Source organism: Micromonospora sp. Utrum1 (assembly GCF_057197805.1).
Window position 1 is genome coordinate 2,955,336 of the sequence record NZ_CM170071.1, and the last position, 25,010, is coordinate 2,980,345.

At 74.1% G+C, this 25,010-nt stretch carries 26 protein-coding genes; 18 read left to right on the top strand and 8 right to left on the bottom strand.

The genetic code is table 11. The features are described from left to right. Positions 1–126: 126 nt before the first annotated feature. Complete coding sequence (locus tag AC0OLQ_RS14020) at positions 127–1,260, top strand: SigB/SigF/SigG family RNA polymerase sigma factor (protein WP_484531668.1); 1,134 nt, start codon at positions 127–129, stop codon at positions 1,258–1,260. A gap of 60 nt (positions 1,261–1,320) precedes the next feature. Here the strand turns inward: AC0OLQ_RS14020 and ctaD are convergent, their stop codons facing one another. The 5 genes from ctaD to AC0OLQ_RS14045 all read right to left on the bottom strand — a co-directional run bounded on the left by ctaD (position 1,321) and on the right by AC0OLQ_RS14045 (position 6,974). Further along, entirely contained in the window at positions 1,321–3,324 is a 2,004-nt protein-coding gene (gene ctaD, locus AC0OLQ_RS14025) for an aa3-type cytochrome oxidase subunit I (RefSeq protein WP_484531669.1), read from the bottom strand. An 86-nt stretch (positions 3,325–3,410) separates the two neighbouring features. Next, the gene (locus AC0OLQ_RS14030) at positions 3,411–4,142 is read right to left on the bottom strand and encodes an ATP-binding protein (RefSeq protein WP_484531670.1); all 732 of its coding nucleotides are present in this window, start codon (positions 4,140–4,142) and stop codon (positions 3,411–3,413) included. 94 nt (positions 4,143–4,236) lie between these two features. Beyond that, positions 4,237–4,701 carry a DUF4383 domain-containing protein gene (locus tag AC0OLQ_RS14035; protein ID WP_357336542.1) on the bottom strand — a complete coding sequence of 155 codons (465 nt, stop codon included), beginning with the start codon at positions 4,699–4,701 and terminating at the stop codon, positions 4,237–4,239. Positions 4,702–4,813: 112 nt separating this feature from the next. Further along, complete coding sequence (locus AC0OLQ_RS14040; protein WP_484531671.1) at positions 4,814–5,968, bottom strand: glycosyltransferase; 1,155 nt, start codon at positions 5,966–5,968, stop codon at positions 4,814–4,816. A 25-nt stretch (positions 5,969–5,993) separates the two neighbouring features. Next, a complete protein-coding gene (locus AC0OLQ_RS14045) occupies positions 5,994–6,974 on the bottom strand; it encodes a glucosyl-3-phosphoglycerate synthase (RefSeq protein ID WP_484532345.1) in 981 nt (326 codons plus the stop codon). A gap of 249 nt (positions 6,975–7,223) precedes the next feature. Here AC0OLQ_RS14045 and AC0OLQ_RS14050 point away from each other — a divergent pair, with 249 nt between their 5' ends. The 7 genes from AC0OLQ_RS14050 (at position 7,224) to AC0OLQ_RS14080 (ending at position 15,838) form a co-directional block, all read left to right on the top strand. Further along, positions 7,224–8,264 carry a Gfo/Idh/MocA family protein gene (locus tag AC0OLQ_RS14050; protein ID WP_484531672.1) on the top strand — a complete coding sequence of 347 codons (1,041 nt, stop codon included), beginning with the start codon at positions 7,224–7,226 and terminating at the stop codon, positions 8,262–8,264. Then, positions 8,257–9,345 (top strand): zinc-binding dehydrogenase, encoded by a 1,089-nt coding sequence (locus AC0OLQ_RS14055; protein WP_484531673.1) that lies wholly within the window; start codon positions 8,257–8,259, stop codon positions 9,343–9,345. The genes AC0OLQ_RS14050 and AC0OLQ_RS14055 overlap by 8 nt, the downstream gene beginning before the upstream one ends. A 30-nt stretch (positions 9,346–9,375) precedes the next feature. Then, positions 9,376–11,124 (top strand): ABC transporter ATP-binding protein, encoded by a 1,749-nt coding sequence (locus AC0OLQ_RS14060; RefSeq protein ID WP_357336551.1) that lies wholly within the window; start codon positions 9,376–9,378, stop codon positions 11,122–11,124. 108 nt (positions 11,125–11,232) lie between these two features. After that, positions 11,233–13,527, top strand: coding sequence for an accessory Sec system translocase SecA2 (gene secA2 / locus AC0OLQ_RS14065; RefSeq protein ID WP_484531674.1), 2,295 nt, complete (start codon positions 11,233–11,235; stop codon positions 13,525–13,527). A gap of 189 nt (positions 13,528–13,716) precedes the next feature. Further along, positions 13,717–14,457: a GAF and ANTAR domain-containing protein gene (locus tag AC0OLQ_RS14070; protein ID WP_484531675.1), complete on the top strand. Its 741-nt coding sequence runs from the start codon at positions 13,717–13,719 to the stop codon at positions 14,455–14,457. 75 nt (positions 14,458–14,532) lie between these two features. Then, on the top strand, positions 14,533–15,036 hold the full coding sequence (locus AC0OLQ_RS14075) for a DUF2231 domain-containing protein (protein WP_357336558.1): 504 nt from the start codon (positions 14,533–14,535) through the stop codon (positions 15,034–15,036). 43 nt (positions 15,037–15,079) lie between these two features. Next, the gene (locus AC0OLQ_RS14080) at positions 15,080–15,838 is read left to right on the top strand and encodes a class I SAM-dependent methyltransferase (protein WP_484531676.1); all 759 of its coding nucleotides are present in this window, start codon (positions 15,080–15,082) and stop codon (positions 15,836–15,838) included. Between the two features lie 11 nt (positions 15,839–15,849). Here AC0OLQ_RS14080 and AC0OLQ_RS14085 read toward each other — a convergent pair whose 3' ends face one another. Then, complete coding sequence (locus AC0OLQ_RS14085; RefSeq protein ID WP_484532346.1) at positions 15,850–16,773, bottom strand: DUF3500 domain-containing protein; 924 nt, start codon at positions 16,771–16,773, stop codon at positions 15,850–15,852. A gap of 90 nt (positions 16,774–16,863) precedes the next feature. Between AC0OLQ_RS14085 and AC0OLQ_RS14090 the strand changes: the two genes are divergently transcribed. The 9 genes from AC0OLQ_RS14090 (at position 16,864) to AC0OLQ_RS14130 (ending at position 22,919) form a co-directional block, all read left to right on the top strand. Next, positions 16,864–17,241 (top strand): cupin domain-containing protein, encoded by a 378-nt coding sequence (locus AC0OLQ_RS14090; RefSeq protein WP_484531677.1) that lies wholly within the window; start codon positions 16,864–16,866, stop codon positions 17,239–17,241. Between the two features lie 116 nt (positions 17,242–17,357). Next, a complete protein-coding gene (locus AC0OLQ_RS14095; RefSeq protein ID WP_484531678.1) occupies positions 17,358–17,810 on the top strand; it encodes a cysteine dioxygenase in 453 nt (150 codons plus the stop codon). Between the two features lie 50 nt (positions 17,811–17,860). Further along, positions 17,861–18,352, top strand: a complete 492-nt coding sequence (locus tag AC0OLQ_RS14100) for a rhodanese-like domain-containing protein (protein WP_484531679.1) — start codon at positions 17,861–17,863, stop codon at positions 18,350–18,352. Between the two features lie 52 nt (positions 18,353–18,404). After that, entirely contained in the window at positions 18,405–18,986 is a 582-nt protein-coding gene (locus AC0OLQ_RS14105) for a winged helix-turn-helix domain-containing protein (protein ID WP_484531680.1), read from the top strand. Between the two features lie 301 nt (positions 18,987–19,287). Next, a complete protein-coding gene (locus AC0OLQ_RS14110) occupies positions 19,288–19,896 on the top strand; it encodes a winged helix-turn-helix domain-containing protein (RefSeq protein ID WP_357336572.1) in 609 nt (202 codons plus the stop codon). A 105-nt stretch (positions 19,897–20,001) separates the two neighbouring features. Next, a complete protein-coding gene (locus tag AC0OLQ_RS14115) occupies positions 20,002–20,631 on the top strand; it encodes a nucleoside/nucleotide kinase family protein (RefSeq protein ID WP_484531681.1) in 630 nt (209 codons plus the stop codon). A 244-nt stretch (positions 20,632–20,875) separates the two neighbouring features. Then, complete coding sequence (locus tag AC0OLQ_RS14120) at positions 20,876–21,274, top strand: TraR/DksA family transcriptional regulator (RefSeq protein ID WP_357336577.1); 399 nt, start codon at positions 20,876–20,878, stop codon at positions 21,272–21,274. A gap of 47 nt (positions 21,275–21,321) precedes the next feature. After that, the gene (locus AC0OLQ_RS14125; protein ID WP_484531682.1) at positions 21,322–22,194 is read left to right on the top strand and encodes a DUF72 domain-containing protein; all 873 of its coding nucleotides are present in this window, start codon (positions 21,322–21,324) and stop codon (positions 22,192–22,194) included. A gap of 296 nt (positions 22,195–22,490) precedes the next feature. After that, entirely contained in the window at positions 22,491–22,919 is a 429-nt protein-coding gene (locus tag AC0OLQ_RS14130; protein WP_357336581.1) for a DUF2267 domain-containing protein, read from the top strand. Here AC0OLQ_RS14130 and AC0OLQ_RS14135 read toward each other — a convergent pair. Next, positions 22,904–23,713: a DUF72 domain-containing protein gene (locus AC0OLQ_RS14135; protein ID WP_484531683.1), complete on the bottom strand. Its 810-nt coding sequence runs from the start codon at positions 23,711–23,713 to the stop codon at positions 22,904–22,906. The genes AC0OLQ_RS14130 and AC0OLQ_RS14135 overlap by 16 nt on opposite strands. A gap of 9 nt (positions 23,714–23,722) precedes the next feature. Beyond that, entirely contained in the window at positions 23,723–24,466 is a 744-nt protein-coding gene (locus tag AC0OLQ_RS14140) for a PIG-L deacetylase family protein (protein ID WP_484531684.1), read from the bottom strand. Between the two features lie 252 nt (positions 24,467–24,718). Between AC0OLQ_RS14140 and AC0OLQ_RS14145 the strand changes: the two genes are divergently transcribed. Beyond that, positions 24,719–25,006: a hypothetical protein gene (locus AC0OLQ_RS14145; protein ID WP_357336588.1), complete on the top strand. Its 288-nt coding sequence runs from the start codon at positions 24,719–24,721 to the stop codon at positions 25,004–25,006. Positions 25,007–25,010: the final 4 nt, after the last annotated feature.

Below are 25,010 nucleotides of genomic sequence, written 5' to 3' on the forward strand. Positions count from 1 at the left end.
GCCGTGCGGCGGGCGGCCGCCGCTTCCGACGTTCCGTCACGTAACCCAACTTCCGGCCCGGCGTGGCCCAACCACGCGCACGACCGGTTCCGATCCGGGCGGGGGACCTTCCTGAGGGAGGCGCGGATGTTCGGACAGACCACCACACCCACACCACCACCCACCGAACGGGGCCTGGAGGACCTCGACGCGGCGGCGCTGGCGTACGCGGCACGGATCGCCGGCCTGCCACCGGAGCGGCGGCAGGAGGCGCGGGACGACCTGGTCCGCTTCGCGTTGCCCTTCGCCGGCCGGCTGGCCCGCCGCTACCGGGGCCGCGGGGAACCGCTGGAGGACCTGGAGCAGGTGGCCCGTCTCGGCCTGGTCAACGCCGTCGACCGGTACGACCCGGAGCGCGGCTCATTCACCGCGTACGCCGCGATCACCATCGTCGGCGAGATCAAACGGCACTTCCGGGACCGCACCTGGGGTGTGCACGTGCCGCGCCGGCTGCGCGACCTGATCCTGGAGGTCGGGCAGGCGACCGCGGCGCTGACCAGCGAGCTGTCCCGGGCGCCCACGGTCCACGAGCTGGCCGAGCGGCTGGAGACGCCGGAGGAGGAGATCCTGGCCGCCCTGGAGTCGGCTGCCGGCTACAGCCCGGCGTCGCTCAACGCGCCGGTCGGCGGCGAGAGTTCCGCCGAGTTCGGCGACCTGGTCGGCGAGTCGGACAACGCCCTGGAGTCGGTCGACGACCGGGTCACGGTCAGCGGCCTGCTGCACCGGCTGCCCTGGCGTGAGCGGCGGATCCTCGCCATGCGCTTCTACGGCAACCAGACCCAGGCCGAGATCGCGGCCCGGTTCGGCATCTCGCAGATGCACGTGTCCCGGCTGCTGTCCCGGGCGCTGACCTGGCTGCGTCAGGCGATGCTCGCCGACGCCCCGCCACCCTGGCAGAACGGCGCGGCCGAGTCGGAGCCGGCCAAGGCGAGGATTTCCGTGAAGCAGAACGGCGACCGGGTGGTCGTCGAGGTCGGGGGAGAGGTCGACCGGGACGGCGCCAACCAGCTTCGCAAGGCCATGCTGGAGGCGGTCACCGGGCAGCCCAGCGAGGTGGTGGTCGACCTGGTGGGCGCGGGCGGCTTCGACGCCGGCGGGATCGCCGCGCTGATGGCCGGCCGGGACGCCGCCGCCCGCACCGGGGTGCCGCTGCGGCTGACCCGGGTGCAGCCCGCGGTGCGCCGCTCGCTCGCCGCGGCCGGCCTGCCCGCCGCCGACTGACCCGTACGTGACAAGGAGGGCCGGCGCCCGACGGCGCCGGCCCTCCTTGGGTGGTCCTGCTCAGTTCTCCTCGGTGTCCCCGGGCCCGCGGGGGTGCTCCCAGCGGGGGTGGGACGGCTTGCTGCGCTGCGGGCCCAGCTGGGTTTCCTCCGGCTCGTCGGTCTCGTCGAAGCTGGGCCGGCGCACCTCCTCCGGCTCCGGCACGTCGATCGGCCGGGCGCCGGACTGCGGTGCGGGCTGGTACTCGACGGCCTCGCGTGCGCCGTGCGCGCCCTCGGCGGCCGGCGACTCCGGGACGTGCCGCTCGTGGTGCAGCTCCTCCATGAAGTGCTGCGGGGGTTTGGTGGTGCGCTGCGGCAGGTCGCGGCCCAGGTCGGAAACCAGCGGGCCGTACTTCAGGTCGAAGGCGGGCCGCTCGGAGCGGATCCGCGGCATCCGGTCGAAGTTGCGCAGCGGCGGCGGGCAGGTGGTGGCCCACTCCAGGGAGTTGCCGTATCCCCACGGGTCGTCGACGGTCACCATGGCGCCGTATCGCCAGGACTTCCAGGCGTTGTAGATGAAGAACAGGGTGGACGCGCCGAGGATGAACGACCCGATGGTGGAGACCTCGTTCAGCACCGTGAAGCCGTCTCCGGGCAGGTAGTCGGCGTACCGGCGGGGCATGCCCTCGGCGCCCAGCCAGTGCTGCACCAGGAACGTCATGTGGAAGCCGGTGAACATGGTCCAGAAGTGGATCTTGCCCAGTCGCTCGTCGAGCAGCCGCCCGGTCATCTTCGGGAACCAGAAGTAGACGCCGCCGAAGGCCGCGAACACGATGGTGCCGAAGAGCACGTAGTGGAAGTGCGCCACCACGAAGTACGTGTCGGAGACGTGGAAGTCGGCCGGCGGGCTGGCCAGCAGCACACCGGTCAGGCCACCGAACAGGAAGGTCACCAGGAAGCCGACCGCGAAGAGCATCGGCGTCTCGAAGGTGATCTGGCCCTTCCACATGGTGCCGATCCAGTTGAAGAACTTCACCCCGGTGGGCACCGCGATGAGATAGCTCAGGATGCTGAAGAACGGCAGCAGCACCTGCCCGGTGACGAACATGTGGTGCGCCCAGACGGTCATCGACAGCACGGTGATCGAGATCGTGGCGAGCACCAGACCGGTGTAGCCGAAGATCGGCTTCCGGGAGAAGACCGGGACGATCTCGGTGATGATGCCGAAGAACGGCAGCGCCACGATGTAGACCTCGGGGTGGCCGAAGAACCAGAACAGGTGCTGCCAGAGCATCGGCCCGCCGGTGGTGGCGTCGAAGACGTGCGAGTGCAGGATCCGGTCCGAGCCCAGCGCCAGGAGCGCGGCGGCGAGCAGCGGGAACACGAAGATCACCAGGAGGCTGGTGAGCAGCAGGTTCCAGGTGAAGATCGGCATCCGGAACATCGTCATGCCCGGCGCGCGCAGGGTGATGATGGTCGTGATCATGTTGACCGCGCCGAGGATGGTGCCCAGGCCGGAGACCACGAGGCCGACCACCCACAGGTTCCCGCCGACTCCCGGGCTGTGCTGCCCCGTGCTCAACGGCGTGTACGCGAACCAGCCGAAGTCGGCCGCGCCCCCCGGGGTGGCGAAGCTGCCCAGCACCATCGACCCGCCGAACAGGTACAGCCAGTAGGCCAGGGCGTTGAGCCGGGGGAACGAGACGTCGGGTGCGCCGATCTGGAGCGGGACGATGTAGTTGCCGAAGGCGAAGACCAGTGGCGTGGCGAACAGCAGCAGCATGATCGTGCCGTGCATGGTGAACAGCTGGTTGTACTGCTCGGGGGAGACGATCTGCATTCCCGGCTGGCCCAACTCCGCGCGGATCACCAGTGCCAGCACGCCGCCGATCAGGAAGAACAGGAACGACGTGAGCAGGTACAGCAGGCCGATGAGCTTCGCGTCGGTCGTGCGCAGCAGCCGCCAGAGGGTGTCGCCCTTCGTCGCCTCCCGGACCGGGCCGGGATAACCGCCGAACCGGGCCGGTGCGAGGATCGCCGGCCCCCGGTCTCGGGCCGGCTCCGTGACTACCCGCTTGCGCATGGCTTCTCACCCCGTGTGACGGCAGACAGGACGGGCACGCGTACCCGGCCCACTATCATCAAACCAGGCGAGAGCGGAGAATTCGGTCAGTTCGCCGGCAGCATGGCCCAGACCACCTTGCCCGCGCCCGCCGGGGCGCTGCCCCAACGCTGGGCCAACTCGCGGACCAGCATGAGCCCCCGCCCGCCCTCGGCTCGCAGGTCGCGGTCGGTCACCACCCGCGCGTCGGCCGGGCTGCCGTCCATCACCGCCACCCGTAGATAGGGGCGGCACAGGGTCAGTGTCACCTGCATCGGGGTGCCGGCGTGCCGGACCACGTTGCCGACCAGTTCGCTGAGGACCAGCGAAGCGGGGCCGGCCAGTTCCGGGATGTTCCACCCGGCGCACGCTTCGGCGACCAGCTCGCGGGCCCGCCGGCAGGCCCCGGCCACCGGCTCCAGCCGGGCCCGCAGCCGCGGGGCGGCCACCGCGCCGGCCAGCGCCGTCGCCTCCGCGCAGTCGCGGCGGACCGGCACCACCCGGCAGGCGGTGGTCTCGGTGAGCCAGGCCGCCGCCTCCGGCGGCGGGGCGGACAGCACCATCGGGACGGCCGGCCAGTCCGCGGCCCGGCGGGCCGCGGCGGCGAAGACGGAGAGAGCGAGCGGATCCGTGACGTCCAGCCTCTCCAGGTCGACCACGAGGGCGTCCGGCTGCGCGGCCAGGCAACGGTCCAGCACCGTGTGCACCGAGCGCATCGTGCCCAGGTCGAGCGCGCCGGCCAGCCGTACGACGGTGACCGGCGACTCGTCGCGGACCTCGCACCTGATCCGGGTCGACATCCCAGGCCCTCGTTTCCGTCTCGTCGGGGGGGACCTGGGAAGTACCCATGGCCGGGGCGGGTGAAACCGGACATCCGGCCGGGGTGGCGCCCGGTCAGCGGCGACTGCTGGCCCGGGTGGTGAGCAGCCCGAGGGCGATCATGCCGACGCCGAGGAGGAAGTGCAGCCAGTCGTCCGCGCCGTTGAGCGGGAAGAAGTTCGCGCCGCTGTCGTGGTCGACCACCACGCCGTAGAGCCAGAGCACGAGGTAGATCGCGCCGCCGCCGATCAGGAACGTCCGGGCTCCGGAGATCGTCCGGGCCAGCAGCAGGCCGGCGACGCCGAACAGCAGGTGCACGATGTTGTGCAGCACCGAGACCTGGAACAGCCCGAGCAGCTTCGCGTCGGAGTCGTGCCCGGCGAACTTCATGTCGCCGAAGTGGGTGGTGATGCCGGGGATGAAGCCCAGCACGCCGATCACCAGGAAGAGCACGCCGACGGTCGCCGCGGCCCGGCGTACCGGCGCCCGGCCGTCCGCCGGGTTGCGTCGCCCACGCGCGTGCGCCATCGAGTTCGTCATGCCGGCCTCCTAGCTGACAGGGACCGCGCGGCTTTCCCCGGCACACCGGGGGCAAACGCACGCGCCGAGCCCCGACCGTCCGGGGACGGTCCGGGCCGGGGACGGGACGGCCTCAGGCGAGCTGCAACGGCGGGGCGGCGAGCCGGCGGACCCCCTCGTACAGCTCCACGTACCGCCGGGCCATCAGCTCCGGGGTGAACCGTGCGGCCGCCTCGCGCCGGCACTCGTCGTCATCGAGCAGCCCGGCGGCCAGCACCAGGTCGCCCAGCTCCTCCTCGTGGGTGGTGAGCAGCCCGGTCCGGCCGTGCTCGATCAGCTCCGGCAGGCACCCGCGGGCCGTGGCCACCACCGGCGTGCCGAGCGCCAGCGACTCGACCACCGCGGTGCCGCCGGGCTCCTCCCAGCGCAGCGGGAACAGCGAGGCCCGCGCCCCGGCCACCAGGTCGTCACGCTCCTGCCCGGCGACGGTGCCGACCCAGCGCACCAGGTCGCCGTCGACATGGGGAGCCACCTCGTCGTAGAAGAACCGCACGTCCGGGTTCTGCCGGGCCTCGTCACCGGCCGCGGCCAGATCCTCGGGCCGGTGGTACGGGCCGACCGGGCCGGCCAGCACCAGCGGGAAGCCGACCTTCCGGGCCAGCCGGGCGCCCAGGTCCTGCCCCTTGCCCGGGTTGATCCGGCCCAGGATGACCACGTGCTCGCCCTTCTCCGCCGCCGGCCGGCGGTCCGCGTCGACGGCGAGCGGGGTGGACAGGTGCACGTGGCCGACCGAGTGCTGCTGGAGGGCCCGCGGCGCCCGGGCGAGCTGTGCGGCGGAGACGCCGTTGACCCGCACCCGGTCGCCGCCGTCCAGGTTGCCGTAGAGCTCCGGGTGCTTGGCCAGGTCCCAGTGCAGGGTGTGCAGCGCCGGCGGGCCGTCCGGGCCCATCGCGGCCAGGGTGGCCAGGCCGACCGCCTCCACGTGGTCGTGCACCAGGTCGATGTCGTCGCGGCTGTGCAGGGCGCGGACCACGCCGTTCAGGTGCGCCTGGGACACCCCGCAGACCTGGTTGTACGGCCGTTGCAGGGCGTGGAACTGCCCGTCCGGAAAGACCGCGATCTTCTCGTCCACCGGCAGCGTGCTGCTCTCCACCGAGGCGAGCACCACCCGCACGCCGAGCTTGCGCAGCTCCGGCACCAGCGTGGCGACCACGTTCTCGATCCCGCCGTAGCCGGGCGGCGGCACGGACAACCAGGGACCCGCGTTCATCAGGACGGTGAGAGTCATGCGCGGTCCCTTTCGTCGGCGGTGCTCATGCCGCGACCCGGCGCCGCGGCACCCGGTGTCGCAGTTCCGCCAGCGGCGGCCGTTCCTCGATCGAGACGTCGCTGACCACGATCTCGCGGTCCAGGTTCGGCAGCGCCTCCGAGCCACCCCGCCGGAACTGGGTCAGCAGCGCGGTCGGTTCCAGCCCCGGCGCCGCCCAGCCGCGCCGCTGAAGGCGGGACCAGGCGGTCAGCATGATCTGCGCCGACATCCGGCCCAGCGCGGCGGTGTCTTGGTGGCGGTGCTTGCGCTCGCCCAGGTCCACCTGGGCCAGCGCGTCCAGCCCGACCAGCTCCAGCAGGTCGATGAGCATGGCCGTCTCCACGCCGTACCCGGAGACGAAGGGCACCTGCTCCAGCACCTCCCGGCGGCCGGCGTACTCGCCGGCGAGCGGCTGCACGAAGCCGGCCAGCTCGGGCCAGAACAGGTTGAGCAGCGGCCGGGCCATCAGCTCGGTCACCCGGCCCCCGCCGTCGGCCTCCACGCTGGTCGCCCCGACCAGCGGCCGGTGGTAGAAGCCCTTCACGAACTCGACCGACGGGTCGGTGAGCAGTGGCCCGAGCAGCCCGGTGACGAAGTGCGCCCGGAACTCCCGCAGGTCGGCGTCGACGAACGCGACCACGTCGCCCTCCGCCGCCGCGAGCCCGGCCCAGAGCGCGTCCCCCTTGCCGGTGAGCCGGGGCAGCCCGCGCGTCATCGCGTCCTGGCTGACCACCTCGGCACCGGCCGCCCGCGCTACCTGCGCGGTCCGGTCGGTCGACCGGGAGTCCACCACGATCAGCTCGTCCACCAGCGGCACCCGGTCCATGAGGTGCTGCCGGATCGTCGACACGATCGCGCCGACGGTCGCCTCCTCGTTGCGCGCCGGCAGCACCACGCTGACCCGGCTCCCGCCCTTGGCCCGCAGCAGGCGCCGTGCCGGCCAGTCGTCGGCCGAGGTGGTGCGGTACGTGGCCCACGCCTCCACCACAGGTGAGACGATCGAATCTGTATCCGGCACGGGCACACCCCCAGGTTGTGGCGGAACCACGGGCTTCTGGTTTTCCCAGTTCCCTGCCCGTGCTAACCGGATCATGCCTAACAGCTTGATCACGCCCCGGCCACCGGCGGGTTCCCACGCGGTGAACGTCTGATTGCGCGTCCGTCCGCGTTTGGCCACGCGGCCGCCCGGGGAGTGCTTTCCGCAGTCTGTCGTAGCGGTGAGAGGGTCGAGAAGATGCGCACGTGCCGGGTTGGACTGGTCGGAGCCGGCGGGGTGGCGCAGCGCCATGCCCGGGTGTTGACGGGCTTCGAGGACGTGGAACTGCTCGGGGTGACCGACGTCGCCCCCGACGCGGCGGAGGCGCTCGCCGGCGCGCACGGCGCCGGGACCTTCCGCGACGTGGACGACCTGCTCGCCGCCGGCCCGGACGCGGTGTACGTCTGCGTGCCGCCGTTCGCGCACGGCCCGGTCGAGGAGGCGGTGATCGCCGCCGGGGTGCCGATGTTCGTGGAGAAGCCGGTGGCGGTGGACCTGGAGACCGCCGAGCGGGTCGCCGCGCTGGTCGAACGGCGCGGCCTGCTCACCGCCGTCGGCCATCACTGGCGCTACCTGCACGTGGTGGAGGAGGCCCGGCAACTGCTCGCCGGCCGTCCGGTGCGGATGGTCAACGGGGCCTGGCTGGACAAGGTGCCGCCGGTCGCCTGGTGGGCCCGGCAGGACCGCTCCGGCGGGCCGGTCGTCGAACAGGCGGCGCACGTGCTGGACCTGGTCCGGCTGCTGGTCGGCGAGGCGACCGAGGTGACCGCGTACGGCGACGGCAGCCCGCCGCCGGTGGAGGGCGCGGACATCGACTCGGTCACCGCCGCCACCCTGCGCTTCGCCTCCGGCGCGGTCGGCACCCTCGCCGCGGCCTGCGTGCTCGGCTGGAAGCACCGGGCCGGCCTGGAGATCCTCGCCGACGGGCTGGCCCTCTCGCTGGCCGAGGACGGCCTGAGCGTCTGTGACGCCGACGGCGATCGGCACCTGCCCGCCGACCCGGACGGCGCCCGGGTGGCCGTCGACCGGGCCTTCGTCGACGCGGTCCGCGGGGTCGGCGAAGACGTCCGGGTCCCGTACGCCGAGGCGCTGCGCACCCAGCGGCTCGCCCTCGCGGTGGCCGAGTCGGCGCGTACCGGGCGGGCGGTGGCGCTGCCCACCGGGCCCGCCGCGCGGCTCACCGCCGCGGTCGCCGACGCGACGCCGGCCGAGCCGACGGGGGTGACCGTCGATGCGTGACCGGGTGGTGGTGGTCGGCGGACCCGGCCGGGTCGAGCTGGTCGAGCAGGACGCGGCCGAGCTGCGCGAGGGCACCTTCCGGGTGGAGACCCTCTACAGCGGGGTCTCCGCCGGCACCGAGCTGAGCTACGTCAAGGGCACGAACCCCTACCTGCACGTCACCTGGAACGCCGGCCTCGGGCTGTTCCAGCCCGGCGAGGCCAGCACGCCGTACCCGGTCACCCGGCTGGGCTACATGCAGGTCGGCCGGGTGGTGGAGAGCCGCACGCCGGCCGTCGCCGTGGGCACGGTCGGCGCGATGACCTACGGCCACCGCAGCGGATACGTCGCCGACCCGGTCGCCGAGCGGTTCGTGCCGCTGCCCGACGACCTGGACCCGCTGCTCGGCGTCTACGTCGCGCACATGGGCCCGATCTGCGCCAACGGGCTGCTGCACGCCGCCGCCGACCTGTGCGGCACCGACGTCCGCTCGCTCGGCGACGGGGTGCGCGGCCGGCGGGTGGCGGTGGTCGGCAGCGGGGTGGTCGCGCTGCTCACCGCGCTGTTCGCCCGGCGGCACGGCGCCGCCTCCGTGGTGGTCCTCGACCCCACCCCGGCCCGCCGCGAGGTGGCCGAGGCGCTCGGCCTGGAGACCCTCGACCCGGCGGCGGACGACCCGGCCGTGGTGCTCAAGACCCGCTGGAACCACGCCGCCGGTGACCGGGGCGCGGACGTGGTCTTCCAGTGCCGGGGCCAGGACTGGGCGCTCCAGCTCGCGCTGCGCCTGCTGCGCCCGCAGGGCACCGTGATCGACCTGGCGTTCTACCAGGCCGGCGCGGACGCGGTCCGGCTCGGCGAGGAGTTCCACCACAACGGGCTGTCGCTGCGCTGCGCCCAGATCGGCCGGGTGCCGCGCGGTCTGGCCCAGACCTGGGACCGGGAGCGCCTCTCCGCGGAGACCATCGAGCTGCTGCGCCAGTACGGCGACCTGATCCGCAAGCACCTCGTCTCCGCCGTGGTGCCGTTGGAGGAGGCGCCGGCGCTGCTCACCGACCTGGCCGAGCGGCGCCGGTCCGAGCTCCAGGTGGTGCTCACCGGCTGAGCCCTGGGCGGGCCCGGTTACGGTGCTGCCATGACCACCGAAGCCGGCCGCCCGCCCGGGCTCGCCGCCCTGCTGCCGTACCTGCGCGCCCACCGCGGCACCCTCGTGGCGGTGGGCGCGCTGTCGCTCGTCGGCGCCGCGGCGGCGTTGGCCCAGCCCCTGCTCACCCGGAGCGTGCTGGACCGGATCACCGCCGGCCGCCCGGTGGTCACCCTGGTCGCCGCCCTGGTGGCCCTCGTGGTGGCCGGCGCGCTGCTCGGCGGGCTCCGCGACTACCTGCTTCAGCGCACCGCCGAGGGGCTGGTGCTGGGCACTCGGCGTCGGCTCGCCGGGCACCTGCTGCGGCTGCCGATCGCCGAGTACGACCGGCGCCGCACCGGCGACCTGCTCTCCCGGGTCGGTGCGGACACCACCCTGCTGCGGGCGGTGGTCACCTCCGGCCTCTTCGAGACCGTCACCGGGGCGGTCATGGTGCTCGGGGCCGGCACCGCCATGCTCCTGCTGGACCCGCTGCTGTTCGGGGTGACCCTGGCCGCCGTCGCGGTCGGCCTCGGCTTCGCCCTCACCGTCGCCCGGCGGGTCCGCGGGCTCGCCCGCCGGGCTCAGGAACGGGTCGGCGAGATGACCTCCGCCGTCGAGCGGGCCATCTCCGCAGCCCGGACCATCCGGGCCAGCCGGGCCGAGCGGCGGGAGGCGGCCACGGTGGTGGAGAGCGCGACCGAGGCGTACGCGGCCGGGCTGCGGGTGGCCCGGGCCCAGGCCGTGGTGGGTCCGGCCGGCACGGTCACCGTCCAGGGCGCCTTCCTGCTGGTGCTGGCCGTGGGCGGGGCCCGGGTGGCGTCCGGGGCGATCGGCGTCGGCGACCTGGTCGCCTTCGTGATGTTCCTGTTCTTCCTGGTGCTGCCGCTGGGGCAGGCGGTGCACGCGTACACCCAGTTGCAGACCGGGCTCGGCGCGCTGGCCCGGATCGAGGAGATCCTCGCCGTGCCGGCGGAGGGGGCGGATGAGCGGCCGGCCCCGGCGACCGCCCTGCCACGCGCGACCGGGCCGGCGACGGTCGAGTTCGACCGGGTCGGCTTCGGCTATCCGGGCGGCCCGCCGGTGCTGCACGACGTGAGCTTCACCGTGCCGGCCGGCACCCGCACCGCCCTGGTCGGCCCCTCGGGCGCCGGCAAGTCCACGCTGCTCGCGCTGGTGGAGCGCTTCTACGAGGTGACCGGGGGCGCCCTGCGCCTGGACGGGGTGGACGTGCGCGACCTGCCCCGGGACGCGCTGCGGGCCCGGCTGGGCTACGTCGAGCAGGAGGCGCCGGTGCTCGCCGGCACGCTCCGGGACAACCTGCTGATCACCGCACCGGACGCCGCCGAGGACCGGCTGCGCGCCGTGCTCGACGAGGTCAACCTCGGGCACCTGGCCGAACGGACGGCGGACGGGCTGGACGTGCAGGTCGGCGAGGGCGGTGTGCTGCTCTCCGGCGGGGAGCGGCAACGGCTGGCCATCGCCCGGGCGCTGCTGGCCGGGCCGCCGGTGCTGCTGCTCGACGAGCCGACCAGCAACCTCGACGCCCGCAACGAGGCCGCGCTGCGCCGGGCCATCGACGCCGTCGCGGTGCGCCGCACCCTGCTGATCGTGGCGCACCGCCTCTCCACGGTGGTGGACGCCGACCAGATCGTGGTGCTGGACGCCGGCCGGGTGGTCGCCGTCGGCACCCACGACGAGCTGACCTCGACCAGCCCGCTCTACCGCGAGCTGGCCACCCACCAGCTCCTCGTCGGATGATCCCGGAAACGCCCTGACCTGCGTAAACAGTCCGAATTACGGACATGGCCCGGCACCCGCGCCGGGCGGGGGTCACAATCGGCTCCGGTTCGCGTACCGTTGCCGCTCATGGGTGTGTCGCAACGTCTGAAGAGCAGGTTCCGGCGGTTCCTCGAGCGCCCGGGGACGACGGTCGACCTGGCCCCGCTGGAGAAGCTGCTGCCGGCGATCGAGGCCCGCGAGGCGGAGCTGGAGAAGCTCTCCGACGCGGAGCTGACCGAGGCCGCCGGGCAGGCCACGGGCTACGAGGAGATCTGCGCGGTCGGCCGCGAGGCGGCCCGCCGGGGCCTCGACCAGCGGCCGTACGACGTCCAGCTGCTCGGCGCCATGGCGCTGCTCTCCGGCAAGGTCGCCGAGATGGCCACCGGTGAGGGCAAGACGCTCACCGCGACCGTCGCCGCGTACGGGCACGTCCGGATGGGCAACGGCCCGGTGCACGTGCTCACCGTCAACGACTACCTGGCCCGCCGCGACGCCGAGTGGATGGGCCCGGCCTACACCCTGCTCGGGCTCACCGTCGGATGGGTCAACGAGGCGTCCACGCCCGCGGAGCGGCGCGCCGCCTACGCCTGCGACGTCACCTACGTGGCGGTCAGCGAGGCCGGCTTCGACTTCCTCCGCGACCAGCTCGTCACCGACCTCGACGACCGCGTCCAGCCGCCGCTGAAGACCGCGATCGTCGACGAGGCCGACTCCATCCTCATCGACGAGGCCCGGGTGCCGATGGTGCTCGCCGGCGCGGTCCCCGGCGAGCAGGACCCGGTGCACGCCGCCGCCGCGCTGGTCCGCGGCCTGCGCAAGGGCCGGCACTACACGATCGCCGAGGACGGCCGCAGTGTCGCCTTCACCTCGGTCGGCCTGGCCACCGTCGAGGCCAAGCTCGGCGGCATCGACCTCTACGACGAGGAGCACGTCGCGCAGCTCTCCGCGGTCAACGTGGCGCTGCACGCGCACGCCCTGCTGCACCGCGACGTGGACTACATCGTCCGCGACAAGTCGGTCGAGCTGATCGACGAGATGCGCGGCCGGGTGGCCCAGCGCCGCCGCTGGCCGGACGGGCTCCAGGCGGCGGTCGAGGCCAAGGAGGGCCTGGACGCCACCGCCGAGGGCGAGGTGCTCGGCACCATCACCGTGCAGGCGTTCATCGCGCTCTACCCGAAGGTCTGCGGGATGACCGCCACCGCGGTCCTCGTCGGCGACCAGCTCCGCGAGTTCTTCGGCCTCGAGGTGGCGGTGATCCCGCCGAACACCCCGTGCATCCGGGAGGACGAGCCGGACCGGATCTACGCCACCCGGGCCGAGAAGGAGGAGGCGCTGATCGACGAGATCAAGCGCTGCCACGAGGCCGGCCGTCCGGTGCTGGTCGGCACCCTCGACGTCAAGGAGTCCGAGGGCCTCGCCGCCGGCCTGCACGCCGCCGGGGTGCCCTGCGTGGTCCTCAACGCCAAGAACGACGACGAGGAGGCGGCGATCATCGCCGAGGCCGGCGCGTACGGCGCGGTGACCGTCTCGACCCAGATGGCCGGCCGGGGCGTCGACATCCGGCTCGGCGGCAGCGACCAGGCCGACCGGGAGCGGGTCGCCGAGCTGGGCGGCCTCTACGTGATCGGCAGCGGCCGGCACGACAGCCGCCGGGTCGACGACCAGCTCCGCGGCCGGGCCGGCCGCCAGGGCGACCCGGGTGGCTCGGTCTTCCTCGTCAGCCTCGAGGACGACCTGGTCGTCCGGCACGCCGGTGACACCGTCCCGCCGTCGCCGCGGATGAACGCCGACGGCCTGGTCACCGACCCGCAGGTCGACTACGCGGTGGAGCACGCCCAGCGGGTCGCCGAGGGCGTCAACCACGAGATCCACCGCAACACCTGGCGCTACAGCGTGGTGATCGAACAGCAGCGCAAGGCGCTCGCCGAGCGGCGGGAGCGGCTGCTGACCAGCGACATCGCGGCGCTGATGCTGCTGGAGCGGGTGCCGGAGAAGGCCGGCGAGATGGACGAGGATCTGCTCGCCGAGGTGGCCCGGTCGATCGCGCTCTATCACCTGGACCGGCTCTGGGCCGAGCACCTGGCCGAGTTGTCCGAGGTGCGCGAGGGCGTGCACCTGCGGGCCCTGGGCCGGCTCGACCCGCTGGACGAGTTCCATCGCAGCGCGGTGCCGGCGTTCAACGCGCTGGTCCCGGAGATCGAGACGCGGACCATCGCCACCTTCGAGGAGACCGAGTTCGACGAGGGGTGGGAGCCCGACGCCGCGAAGCTCGTGCGGCCGACCGCCACCTGGACGTACCTGGTGCACGACAACCCGTTCGGCTCCGAGCTGGACCGGCTGATCGCCTCGGTGGGGCGCCGGCTCATCTCCGGCTCCCGCTGACCGTCCGCGAGGGGGTCCCGTCCGGTGCCCACCGCGCCGGAAGGGACCCCTTTGCGCGGTTTCGTTCCTGGTTTGGGAGGGTAGTAGGGCGGGGCTTCGAGTCAGGGAGAGAGCGAACATGGGACAGGCAACGGCGCCGGACGGGGACACCGCGTGCACGGACGCAGAGGTGGCGGAGGCCGTGGTCCGGTGAACCTCGACATGCGGGAGCCCATGATCGACACGCTCGGGGTGCTGGAGACCGCCGCGCTGCTGCGCGAGCTGACCGCCGGCCTGATCGCGGTCGCCGACTTCGACGAGGCGCTGGACCGGCTGGTCCGGATCGCCCGGGACGCCGTACCCGGGGTGGACTGCTGCGGCTTCACCGCGCTGCGCGCCGGCGAACCCGCCGGGGTGGCCGCCTCCGACCCCGGGCGGGCGGAGCTGGACGACCTGCGGCACGGCCCGGACACGCCCGCCATGACCGCGATCCGGCGGCGCGAGATGATCACCGCGGCCGACCTGGCGGGGGAGTCGCGCTGGCCGACCTGGGCGGAGCGGGCCCGCGGGCTCGGCGTGCACGGGGTGATCGCCGCGCCGGTGGATGTGGACGAGCAGCTGATCGGCGCGATCAACCTCTACGCCAAGTCACCCGGCGCGCTCACCCCCCGGCACCAGCTCACCGCCATGCTCCTCGCCGAGCACGCCGGGCTGCTGCTGGCGGCCACCCGGGACCGCGAGCGGCAGGCCGCCCGGGCCGGCCAGCTCGACACCGCATCGCTGGCGGAGGGCGTCGTCGGGCAGGCCGTCGGCGTGATCATGACGCAGCGCGGCTGTCCCGCACCGGAGGCGCTGGACGTGCTCCGCAGCGCCGCTTCCTCGTTGGACATACCGCTGCGCGAGGTGGCCGAGCGACTCGTACTCACCGTCTCCCGGCCGCGGGACAACTGAGCGACATTCGTTTCGCCCCGGTGGGCCTCGGGTAGCACCCTGAACTGGTGAGCTGCACCGACCTGGGAGGAACCGATGGAGAGCCGCCTGCGCGTGCAGGGACACCCGATCCAACCGATGCTGGTGACGTTCCCGTTCGGACTCTTCGTCAGCGCCGCGGTCTTCGACCTGGCCGACGTCGCTGGCGGTCCGGACTTCCTGGGCGAGGTGGGCTACTGGACGGCGGTCGCCGCACTGATCGCGGCCGCTCTCACCACGGTCGCCGGGATGGTCGACCTGTGGGACGTGCGGGCCGACCGGACCCGCCGGACCGCGATCACGTTCAACCTGGTCAACGCCGCGATGGCGGCGCTGTTCCTGCTCACCTGCCTGATGCGGGCGCAGGCGCCGCAGCGCGGCGCGACCGGCGTCGAGGTGGTCACCGAACTGCTCGCGCTGGCCGTGGGCGCGGTGGGGGTGCGGCTGGGCGCCCGCCTGATGCGCCAGTTCGACCGGCGCCGGGCCGCCGAGCCGACCGGCTTCGAGACGCTCCGGGACATCCCCGGCGCCACCGTGGAGATCATCCGCCCGAAGGCCTGAAAACGCCTTGCCGCCCGCCGGCCCCGACGGCCAGGCTCTGCCGGTGAACAGCGGACAGGACGCGGATGAGCTGATCGCCGAGGGCGCGGCGGCGCCGGTCGAGGGCTGGGACTTCTCCTGGCTCGCCGGGCGGGCCACCGAGGAACGCCCGCCCTGGGGATACGCCCGCCTCGTCGGCGCCCGGATGGCCGCGGCCGGCGCCGCACTCGACATCGACACCGGCGGGGGAGAGGTGCTGGCCGAGGTTCCCCTCCCGCCTCCACTGCTGGTCGCCACCGAGGCGTGGCCGCCGAACGTGCCGGTCGCCCGGCGGACGCTGGGCCGGATCGGGGCCGCCGTGGTCCACGTGGCCGACCGGCCGCCGCTGCCGTTCCGCGACGCCTCGTTCGACCTGGTGGTCAGCCGGCACCCGGTGGACACCTGGTGGGACGAGATCGCCCGGGTGCTGCGCCCCGGTGGCAGCTACCTGTCCCAGCAGATCGGCGCCGGCACCGTCCGTGAGCTGAGCGAGGCCATCCTCGGGCCGCTGCCGCCGCCGGCCAGCCGCCACCCGGAGCAGGCGGTCGCCGCCGCCGAGGCCACCGGGCTGACCGTGGTGGACCTGCGCACGGCCACCCTGCGCACGGTGTTCCACGACGTCGGCGCGGTGGTCTGGTTCCTGCGCAAGGTGGTCTGGACCGTGCCCGGCTTCACCGTCGACCGCTACCGCGCCGAGCTGCGCCGCCTGCACGAGCGCATCCGCGCCGAGGGCCCGTTCGTGGCGCACGCCCGGCGCTTCCTCATCGAGGCTCGCCGCCCCTGACCCGGCCCGCGTCAGTGCGCGGCGGCGTGATGGGCGGCCAGCACGTCACCGCCGAAGTCGCTGGCCGGGCGGCGGAGCACGGTGTGCGCGTGGTTGCCGTCCTCGGTGGTGTTGTCGTACTCGATCAGCAGGTCGTCGCCCTGGATCCGGTAGTAGTGCCGCTGCCCCGGCCCGACCGGGCCGGCCCAGGCGAAGTGCAGCTCGCCGCCGGTCAGCCGGCCCGCCTCCCGGGCCGCCAGCTCCGGCGGGAGCCGGTCCAGGTAGAGCGCGACGAGCTGGTCGAGCAGCGCACGGCCGGTCGGCGTGAGCCGGTCCCGGGGTACGCCGAGCGGGTCGAGCCGGCCCGGCGCGGTGGGCCGGGTGGCGCTGATGATGTCGGCCGGCGCCTCGTCGGCGACGATCGCGGCGGCCCGGCCCGCCGGTCCGAGCGCGTCGAGCAGCTCGCGGGCCAGGTCCTCCTCGGGCCCGAGCGGCCGGGAGACCGGCCGGCCGGCGTGCCGGACGGTCGCCGGGTTGGCGCCGAGGAAGATCGGGGCGGGGGAGACCTGGTCGTCGACCACGGTCATGCTGACCGACAGGTGATGCCCCTCGAACCGCCACGCCCACCGGTCGTCGCGGGCCGGGTCGCCGAAGACCGCCACCCAGTAGTCGCCGCTGTGCCGGCCGCGTCGCCAGCCCTCCGCCCGGTCGAGCACCTCCTCCAGCGCCACCACCGCCATGGCCTGGGCGTACGCGGCGGGGCTGAGCGCGGTGGCGAGCAGCCGGTGGGCGGCCTTGCGGGCGGTGCCGGTCAGGTCGGCGAGGCTGACGCCGGGGCGGGGCCGGGGCCGGTACTCCAGCCACCGGCGCGCCGGTTCGTCGTCGAAGCCGTGCCGGGCCCGCTGCCGGGCCGGCTCGTCGAGCGCCGCCAGCAGCGCGCCGGCCGCCGTGCGCATCTGCTCGGGTACGGGATCCTCCACCGCCCCTGTATACCGTCCCGCCGCCCGTCGGGGTGGTAGCTTGCCGAGCCGGCAGGGGAGGCGTGGATGGACGATCGGGTGTACGTCGGCAACGCGGCGGTGGACGGGGCGACCGACGCGGGCTGGCTGCTGGGCCACTTCAAGCCGCTGGGCGACGTCCGGCACAGCACCGAGGTCGAGGTGAAGTGGGGCGTGCACCCGGCCGGGGAGATCCGCTCGCGGTGGGCCACCGGCGAGCGGCGCACCGCCCTGCTGGTGCTGATCAGCGGCGCGTTCCGGATCGAGCTGCCGGACCGGACCGTGGTGCTGCGCGCCCCCGGCGACTACGTGGTCTGGGGCCGGGGTGTGGACCACTCCTGGTACGCCGAGCGCGAGTCGGTGGTGCTAACCGTGCGCTGGCCCTCGGTCCCCGGCTACCGGGTGGGCCCGCCCTTACTGCGCTGACCTCCCGAGGGGCGGCCCCGGTCGTCCCAGCATTCAAAATTACCTACTAAACCTATAGGGTTTGAAGCCTATAGTGAGGGGCACGCACGCTTCCGTACCGTGAGGACGCCCCGCCGATGACCACCTCCGAGCCCTCCGACCTGCTCGACGTCGCCGCCCGTTGGGCCGACCCGGCCCGCTGGCCGGTGCCGCTGTGCTTCGACCGCGCCGAGCGGTGGTACGCGCGGCTCGCCGCCGACGCCGAGCACGAGGTGTGGGCGCTGAGCTGGCTGCCCGGGCAGGGCACCGACCTGCACGACCACGGCGGCTCCTCGGGTGCCTTCCTGGTCGTCGCCGGCGCCCTCATCGAGGAGACCGTCAGCGGCGGCCGGCTGCGCCCGCACCGGCTCGCCGCCGGCGCCGGCCGGCGCTTCGGCGCCCGGCACGTCCACGTGGTCACCAACCGGGCTGACCAGCCGGCGGTCAGCGTGCACGTCTACCGGCCCGCGTTGCGCCGGATGACCCGCTACCGCCTCGCCGCCGGGCGGCTCCTGGTCGCCGAGGTGGCCGAGGCCGGGGTCGCCTGGTGAACCGGCCCGCACTCCCGTGCCCGACCCCCGCCACACGGAAGGACGCCACGATGTCGCAGACCCCCACCCGCACCGGGAGCTGTCCGGTCCCGCCACCCGGCTCGCGCGGCATCGACGAGATCCTCGCCGCCGCCCGCGCCCGGCTGCGGCGGCTCGACCCCGAGCAGGCCCACCTGGCGGTCCGGGGCGGGGCGCTGCTGGTCGACATCCGGCCGGCCGGCCAGCGCGCCGCGCACGGCACCGTGCCGGGCGCCCTCGCCGTCGAGCGCAACGTCCTGGAATGGCGCTTCGACCCGCGCTGCCCGACCCGGCTGCCCCAGGCCGTCGACTACGACGTGCCGGTCATCGTCCTCTGCCAGGAGGGCTACACCTCGTCGCTGGCCGCCGCCGCCCTCCAGGACCTCGGCCTGCACCGGGCCACCGACGTGGTCGGCGGCTTCGCCGCCTGGCGCATCGCCGGCCTGCCCACCCTCGGCCCCGTCCCACCGCTCCGACCCTCGTCCGCCGCGCCCCCGGTCACCGCCGGCCGGGCGCCCCGCTGACCGCCCCGCCGCACACGGTGGGGCGGGGCGACCGCCCGCACAGGAGGCCCCCATGTCCGTCGTCGCCATCTCCTCCCGTCCGGCCCGGCCGGGCCGTCCCGAGCGGGCGGCGCCGCCCCGGCCGCGTACCGCCCCGACCCTGACCATCACCCTCGACCTGGGCGCCGGCGCGCTGACGCCCGGCCTGGCCCGGCTGGTCGACCTGCTGGACGAACTCGCCGCCTCCGGCGAGGGCGTGCTCCGGCCCGCCGAGCACCAGGCCGTCGGCGCAGTGCACGACCTGCGCCGCGCCGACGCGCCGCCGGAGCCGCCGGCCGAGGCCGAGGAGCCCGGCACGGTACGCATCCTGACCGGCACCCGCCGGGTCCGGCACGACGGCGCCGAGGTGACCCTCACCCGGATCGAGTACGACCTGCTGCTCTTCCTCACCGAACATCCCCGGCGGGTGTTCACACGGCGGCAACTGCTCGCCAACGTCTGGGGCTACGAGCACGCGGTGGCCCGCACCGTGGACGTCCACGTACGCCGGCTGCGGGCCAAGCTGGGCGTCGACACACCGCTGGTGACCACCGTGTACGGCATCGGCTACCGGCTCGCCGACGAGGCCCGGATCGTGGTGGACCGCGAGCGCTGAGGCCCGCCGGCCGGTGCGCGGCGTACCCGGATCCCGGGTGCGCCGCGTTCACGTTTCCGGGTCGCCCGGCCGGGCAGCGGCCATTGTGAACCGGTCAGGGACCCCCCGTAACGGGTCAACTCGCCGCTCTGCTGTAATCAACGGGCCTCGTACGGAGAGCGAGCAACCGGCTCCGATGTGTTCGTCAATTGTCACATTCATGCAACGCAGCCGCCCCTTGACCCCCGCACAGGCGCCGGGAAGCATCGATGAAGCGGCGTCCCGGGCCGTGGGGAGATACCCGGACCAGCCAAGGAGGACCATGTCGGTCAGCCCCGCCTCGTCGCGCGCCGGATGGCATACGTCCCAACCCGCGGTTCCGGGTCGTCCCCCCGGCGGCCAGCGGCGTCCCGCCAACACCTCGGCGCCGATGCTCACGGTGACGTTGAACATCCCGCTGGCCTGTGAGGAGTCGCTCACCCCGGCCGCCCGCCGGCTGCTCGACGCCGCCCGTGAGCTGCTCGAACGCGGCGACGCCGTGATCAGCACCGGCACCGCCCCGGTCGAGCGCCGGCCCGACCCGGTGCCGGCCGGCCGCTCCCCGGGACGTCCGCTCGCGCCGACCATCCCGACCCTGCACATCCTGGCCGCGTCCCGGTCCGTGCTGCGCGACGGCGAGCCGCTGCCGCTGACCCGGCTGGAGTTCGACCTGCTGCTGCATCTCGTCGCCCACCCCCGGCGGGTGTTCACCCGGTTGCAACTTCTCAATGCCGTCTGGGGGTACGAGCACGCCGGCGTCCGCACCGTCGACGTGCACGTGCGCCGGCTGCGCGGCAAGGTCGGGGTGGACGTCCCGCTGGTCACCACCGTCTACGGCGTCGGCTACCGGCTCGCCGACGACGCCCGGGTCACCATCGACCGCACCGGCTGACGCCACCGGATCCGGCCACCACGTGCCGATCCTCCTCCGGACGGAGCCCCGACCGCCCGGCAGATCGCGTGGTGAGCCGTCCCGCCCGCCGGGCAGGATGGTCGGATGCGCGTCCGCCCCATCACGCCCGAGCTTCTCGTCACCGAGCTGACCGACCGGCTCACCGGCGCCGCCGTGCCCGGCCGGCTGCGGGTGGCCGTGGACGGGCCGCCGGCCGCCGAGCCGGACGCCCTCGCCGCCGCCCTGGTCGAACCGCTGCGCGCCGCCGGCCGCCCGGTGCTGCACGTCCGGGCCGCCGACTTCCTCCGCCCGGCGTCGATCCGCCTGGAGCACGGGCGGACCAACCCGGACGCCTACTACGAGGGCTGGGTCGACGAGGCCGGCCTGCGCCGGGAGGTGCTCGACCCGGCCGGCCCGGACGGCTCCGGGCGGCTGCTCCCGTCGCTCTGGGACGCCGCCGCCGACCGGGCCAGCCGCGCCCCGTACGTCGACCTGCCGCCCGGCGGGGTGGTCCTGGTCAGCGGCGCACTGCTGCTCGGCGGCGGCCTGCCGTTCGACGTCGCCGTCCACCTGGTGCTCTCCCCGGCGGCCCTGCACCGGCGGACCGATCCGGAACAGCGCTGGACCCTGCCCGCCTTCGCCCGGTACGCCGACGAGGTCGACCCGGCCTCCTTCGCCGACGTGGTGGTCCGCGCCGACGATCCCCGGCACCCCGCCCTGGTCGAGGTCGGCTGACTCCGGACGAACAGCGCGTTCCGGACGACCGGCGCCGGGCCGGCCCGGACGGGGACGGTCCGGCGGCGCAACAGCGCACGAACGGCGACGAAGAACGCGGAAGTCCCCGGTTTGACCCGCGTAGCGGGCGGGTAATCGCCCGGCTCACAGAGCACGGGTGATCTCGTCCGTGCATCCATCGGACCACGTTCCGGGGCGCTCGCCGCCCCGGACCGGTATGAGGCCCCAGGAAAGGCAGGCAGCGATGCTCGTCCACGACACGACAGCCACGGGCCGCTCCCAGGCGGAGGTCGACCAGATCCGGCAGTCCCTGAAGTCGCGGTACGACGAGCTGACCGCGGAGTACGAGCAGGCCGTGCTGCAGAGCCAGGTGCTCCGGCTGGTCGAGGTCGGCGACACCGCCGGCGACGACCAGGCCGACAGCGGCACCAAGACCGCCGAGCGGGACACCGCCCAGTCCCTGCTGCGCACCATCCTGGACCGGCGCGCCCAGTTCGAGCACGCGCTCACCCGGCTCGACGAGGGCACCTACGGCTTCTGCGAGGGCTGCTCCGCGCCGATCCCGGTGGAGCGGCTGGAGATCTTCCCGTCCGCCACCTCCTGCGTGTCCTGCAAGCAGACCCGCGAGCGGCGGGCGGCCTGAGCGAGGCCCGGGTTGCCGGTCGGTCCCGGTAGCGGTGGACTCGCCAGATGGGTGACATCAAGGTGGGCACCGCCTCCTGGACCGACCGGACCCTGCTCGACTCCGGCTGGTACCCGGCCGGCGCCGACACACCGGAGAAGCGGCTGTCCTACTACGCCCGGCAGTTCCCGCTGGTCGAGGTGGACGCCACCTACTACTCGCCGCCGGCCGAGCGGACCGCGCGGCTCTGGGTGGAGCGCACCCCACCCGGCTTCACCTTCAACGTCAAGGCGTTCAGCCTGCTGACCGGACACCCGACCCGGGTGTCCGCGCTCTACAAGGACCTACGCCCCGAGACGGAGAAGAAGAACCTCTACCCGGACGACCTGCCGCCGCAGGCGTACGAGGAGGTCTGGACCCGCTTCCTGTCCGCCCTCGACCCGCTGGTCGAGGCCGGCAAGCTGGGCGCCATCCTGTTCCAGTTCCCGCCGTGGTTCACCATCCGGCGGGACAACAAGCAGTACCTGCTGGAGGTGGCCCGGCGGTGCGAACCGCTGCGGCCGGTCTTCGAGTTCCGGCACGCCTCCTGGTTCGACGGCGACAACGCCGAGGAGACGCTGGGTTTCCTGCGGCAGCACGAACTGCCGTTCGTCTGCGTGGACATGCCGCAGGGGCACAAGTCGTCCGTGCCCCCGGTGCTGGCGGCCACCGCGGACCTCGCAGTGGTCCGCTTCCACGGGCACAGCGACAAATGGACCAGCAAGGACATCCACGAGAAGTTCGGCTACGACTACTCCGACCGGGAGCTGCGTGACTGGGCGCCGAAGCTGCGCGAACTGGCCGGTGAGGCCGAGCGGACCCACGTGCTGATGAACAACTGCTACCGCGACTACGCGCAGCGCAACGCTACCACCCTGGCCGGTCTGCTCGACGCCGACTGACGGTTCACCCGCCCGGGGTGAGGCCGCCTCACCCGATGCCTGAGCAGCATGGACGGTGTGCGCGGTCCGTCGACCGACACGACCGCGCGCCCGAGGAGGAGGTGGGGTCATGACGGTGCGGGTCGTAGCGGATCGACGCCGCGGCGGGGTGCTGCACGTGGTCGGCAGGTCCGACCTGCCCCGGCGGGGCGAGCGGCCCGGTCGGTTCAGCCCGACCCGGCTCTGGCGGGGGCCCAGTGGGCCGCCGGGACGCACCGACGACCGACGCTGGGAAACCGATGCACGGGGGTGGGCAGATGGCTGAGCAGCTGATTTCCGCGTTCGAGTCCTCGCTGGACAAGACGAACGTGATCCTCAAGGAGATCGAGTCGGCGTACGGCTGGCCGAAGGAGCAGCGCAACCAGTCCTACGCGGCGCTGCGCACGGTGCTGCACCTGTTGCGGGACCGGATGCCGGTGCAGGAGAGCACCGAGTTCGCCCAACAGTTGCCGGTGCTGCTGCGGGGCATCTACTTCGACGGCTGGCAGCCGGAAAACGTGCCGATCAAGCTGAACCGCGACGACTTCCTCTACGAGGTCCGCCAGGGCTTCCCGTACGACGTGGAGGGCGGTCCTCAGCGGGTGGTGCAGGTGGTGCTCGACACCCTGCGCCGGCACGTGACGCAGGGCGAGTGGCAGGACGTGAAGTCCAACATGCCGCAGGACCTGGGTCAGCTGATTCCCTGACCGGAGCCGTCCCCGGCCCGCTCCGCCACTCCGGCGGGGCGGGCCGGCGGCGTCCGGGTGACCGGCAGCCCGGCCCGCCGGGCCAGCCCGGCGAAGGCCACCGCGTCGACGATCGCCGCCCCGCCCGGGTCGTTGTTGAAGTAGACGTACGACGGCTCGCCGGCCGGGAAGGCGGTGGCCAGCCGGCGCACCCAGGTGGCCAGCGCGGCGCGGCCGTAGCGGGGCCAGGGCCGGGCCCGGCCCTCGTGCAGCCGCAGGTAGCCGAAGTCGGTGGTGCGCCACAGCGGGGTGACCGGCCGGCTGAGCCGGTCCGCCCAGACCAGCGCCGCCCGGTGGCGCTCCAGGACGCGCCGGGTGTCGTCGGTCCACCAGGACGGGTGCCGCGGCTCGACCGCCACCCGGACATTCGGCGGGAACAGCCGCAGCGTCGCGTCCAGGGCCGCCGGATCGGCCCGCATGGTGGGCGGAAGCTGCACCAGCACCGGGCCCAGCCGGTCGCCCAGCCCGGTGGCCCGGTCCAGAAAGCGGACCACCGGCTCGGCCGGGTCCCGCAGCCGCTTGATGTGGGTGAGGTAGCGGCTCATCTTCACCGCCACGCAGAAGTCGTCCGGCGTGCGGTCCCGCCAGGCCACGAAGGTGTCCCGCTCGGGCAGCCGGTAGAAGGCGTTGTTCACCTCGACCGTGGCGAACCGCGCCGCGAAGTGCTCCAGCCAGAGCCGCTGCGGCAGCTTCGCCGGGTAGAAGCGCTCCCGCCAGTCCCGGTACTGCCAGCCCGAGGTGCCCACCAGGATCATCGCGGCCGCCTAGGCGAGGTCGATCCGGAACACCTCGAAGGCGGCCCCGTAGCGGACGCCCAGCCGGGTGCCGGCCGGCCGGGCCAGCCCCTCGAGGAACTCCTCGGCGTCGAAATCGCCGTCGCCGAGCCCGCTCAGGTACGCCCCGTGTGCCCGCAGCGACGCCACCCCGCGGTCGAAGGTGGCGGTCACGTCCACCCCGTGCCGGGCCTGCGGGGAGCCGGCCGCCCACACCTCGCGGACCCGCGACCACGGCTGCACCCCGTCGGCGAGCTGCTCCGGGAAGATCCACCGGTTGCCGGCGTCGCGGACCGCGTCCAGGGTGGCGCGGCCGCAGGCGATGTGGTCGGCCTGGTTGAGCGCGTACGCGCCGTCCCAGGTGTCCCGGAAGTTGTTGGTGAGCACGATGTCCGGGCGGTGCCGGCGCACCACCGCGGCGATCTCGCGGCGCAGCGCCACCCCGTACTCCAGCAGCCCGTCGGGGAGGCCGAGGAATTCCACGGTGTCCACCCCCACCACGGCGGCGGAGGCCCGTTGCTCCTCTTCCCGCAGCACCCGGCTGCGCTCCGGCGGCATCCCGTCGATGCCCGCCTCGCCGCTGGTGAGCAGGCAGTAGACGACCTGCTTGCCCTGCCCGGTCCAGCGGGCCACCGCGGCGGCCGCGCCGAACTCCAGGTCGTCCGGGTGGGCCACCACGGCGAGCGCCCGCTGCCAGTTCTCGGCCAGCGGCGTCAACGGCTCCGGCTGCCCCACGGCCACCCCCTTCCCGCGTGATCCCTTCCCGCCATCCTGGCACCGGACGCGGCCGCCCGCCGCCCGGCGGACCCGCGCCACCGGGGGCACGACGGCGTGACCTGCCGCAACGGGTGACCTGTGCCGGGGGCCCGGCGAACCGTCCGTGCGGCCGGGCCCCGGCGTCTACGGTGTGGTTAGAGGAGATCGGGCGTGGGGTACCACCCGCTGCACACGGACCCCGACGACGGGGCGGCACACCGAGGGAGACCCATGGCACTCAACGACGACGACATGCAGACCACCAGCGGCGGCGGTGCCGAGGGTCCGGCCGACGGTGGCGCGACCCCGGGCCAGCAGGACGGTGGCGCCGACGGCGGTGCCGACCGTGGCGCGGAGCGCGGCGCCGACCAGGGTGCCGACCGCGGTGCGGAGGGCCCGGCCGACGGTGGCGCGACCCCGGGGCAGCACGACGGCGGCGCGGACGGCAGCGCCGAGGGTCCGGCCGACGGCGGCGCGACCCCCGGTCAGCGCGACGGCGGCGCCGACGGCAGCGCCTGACGGA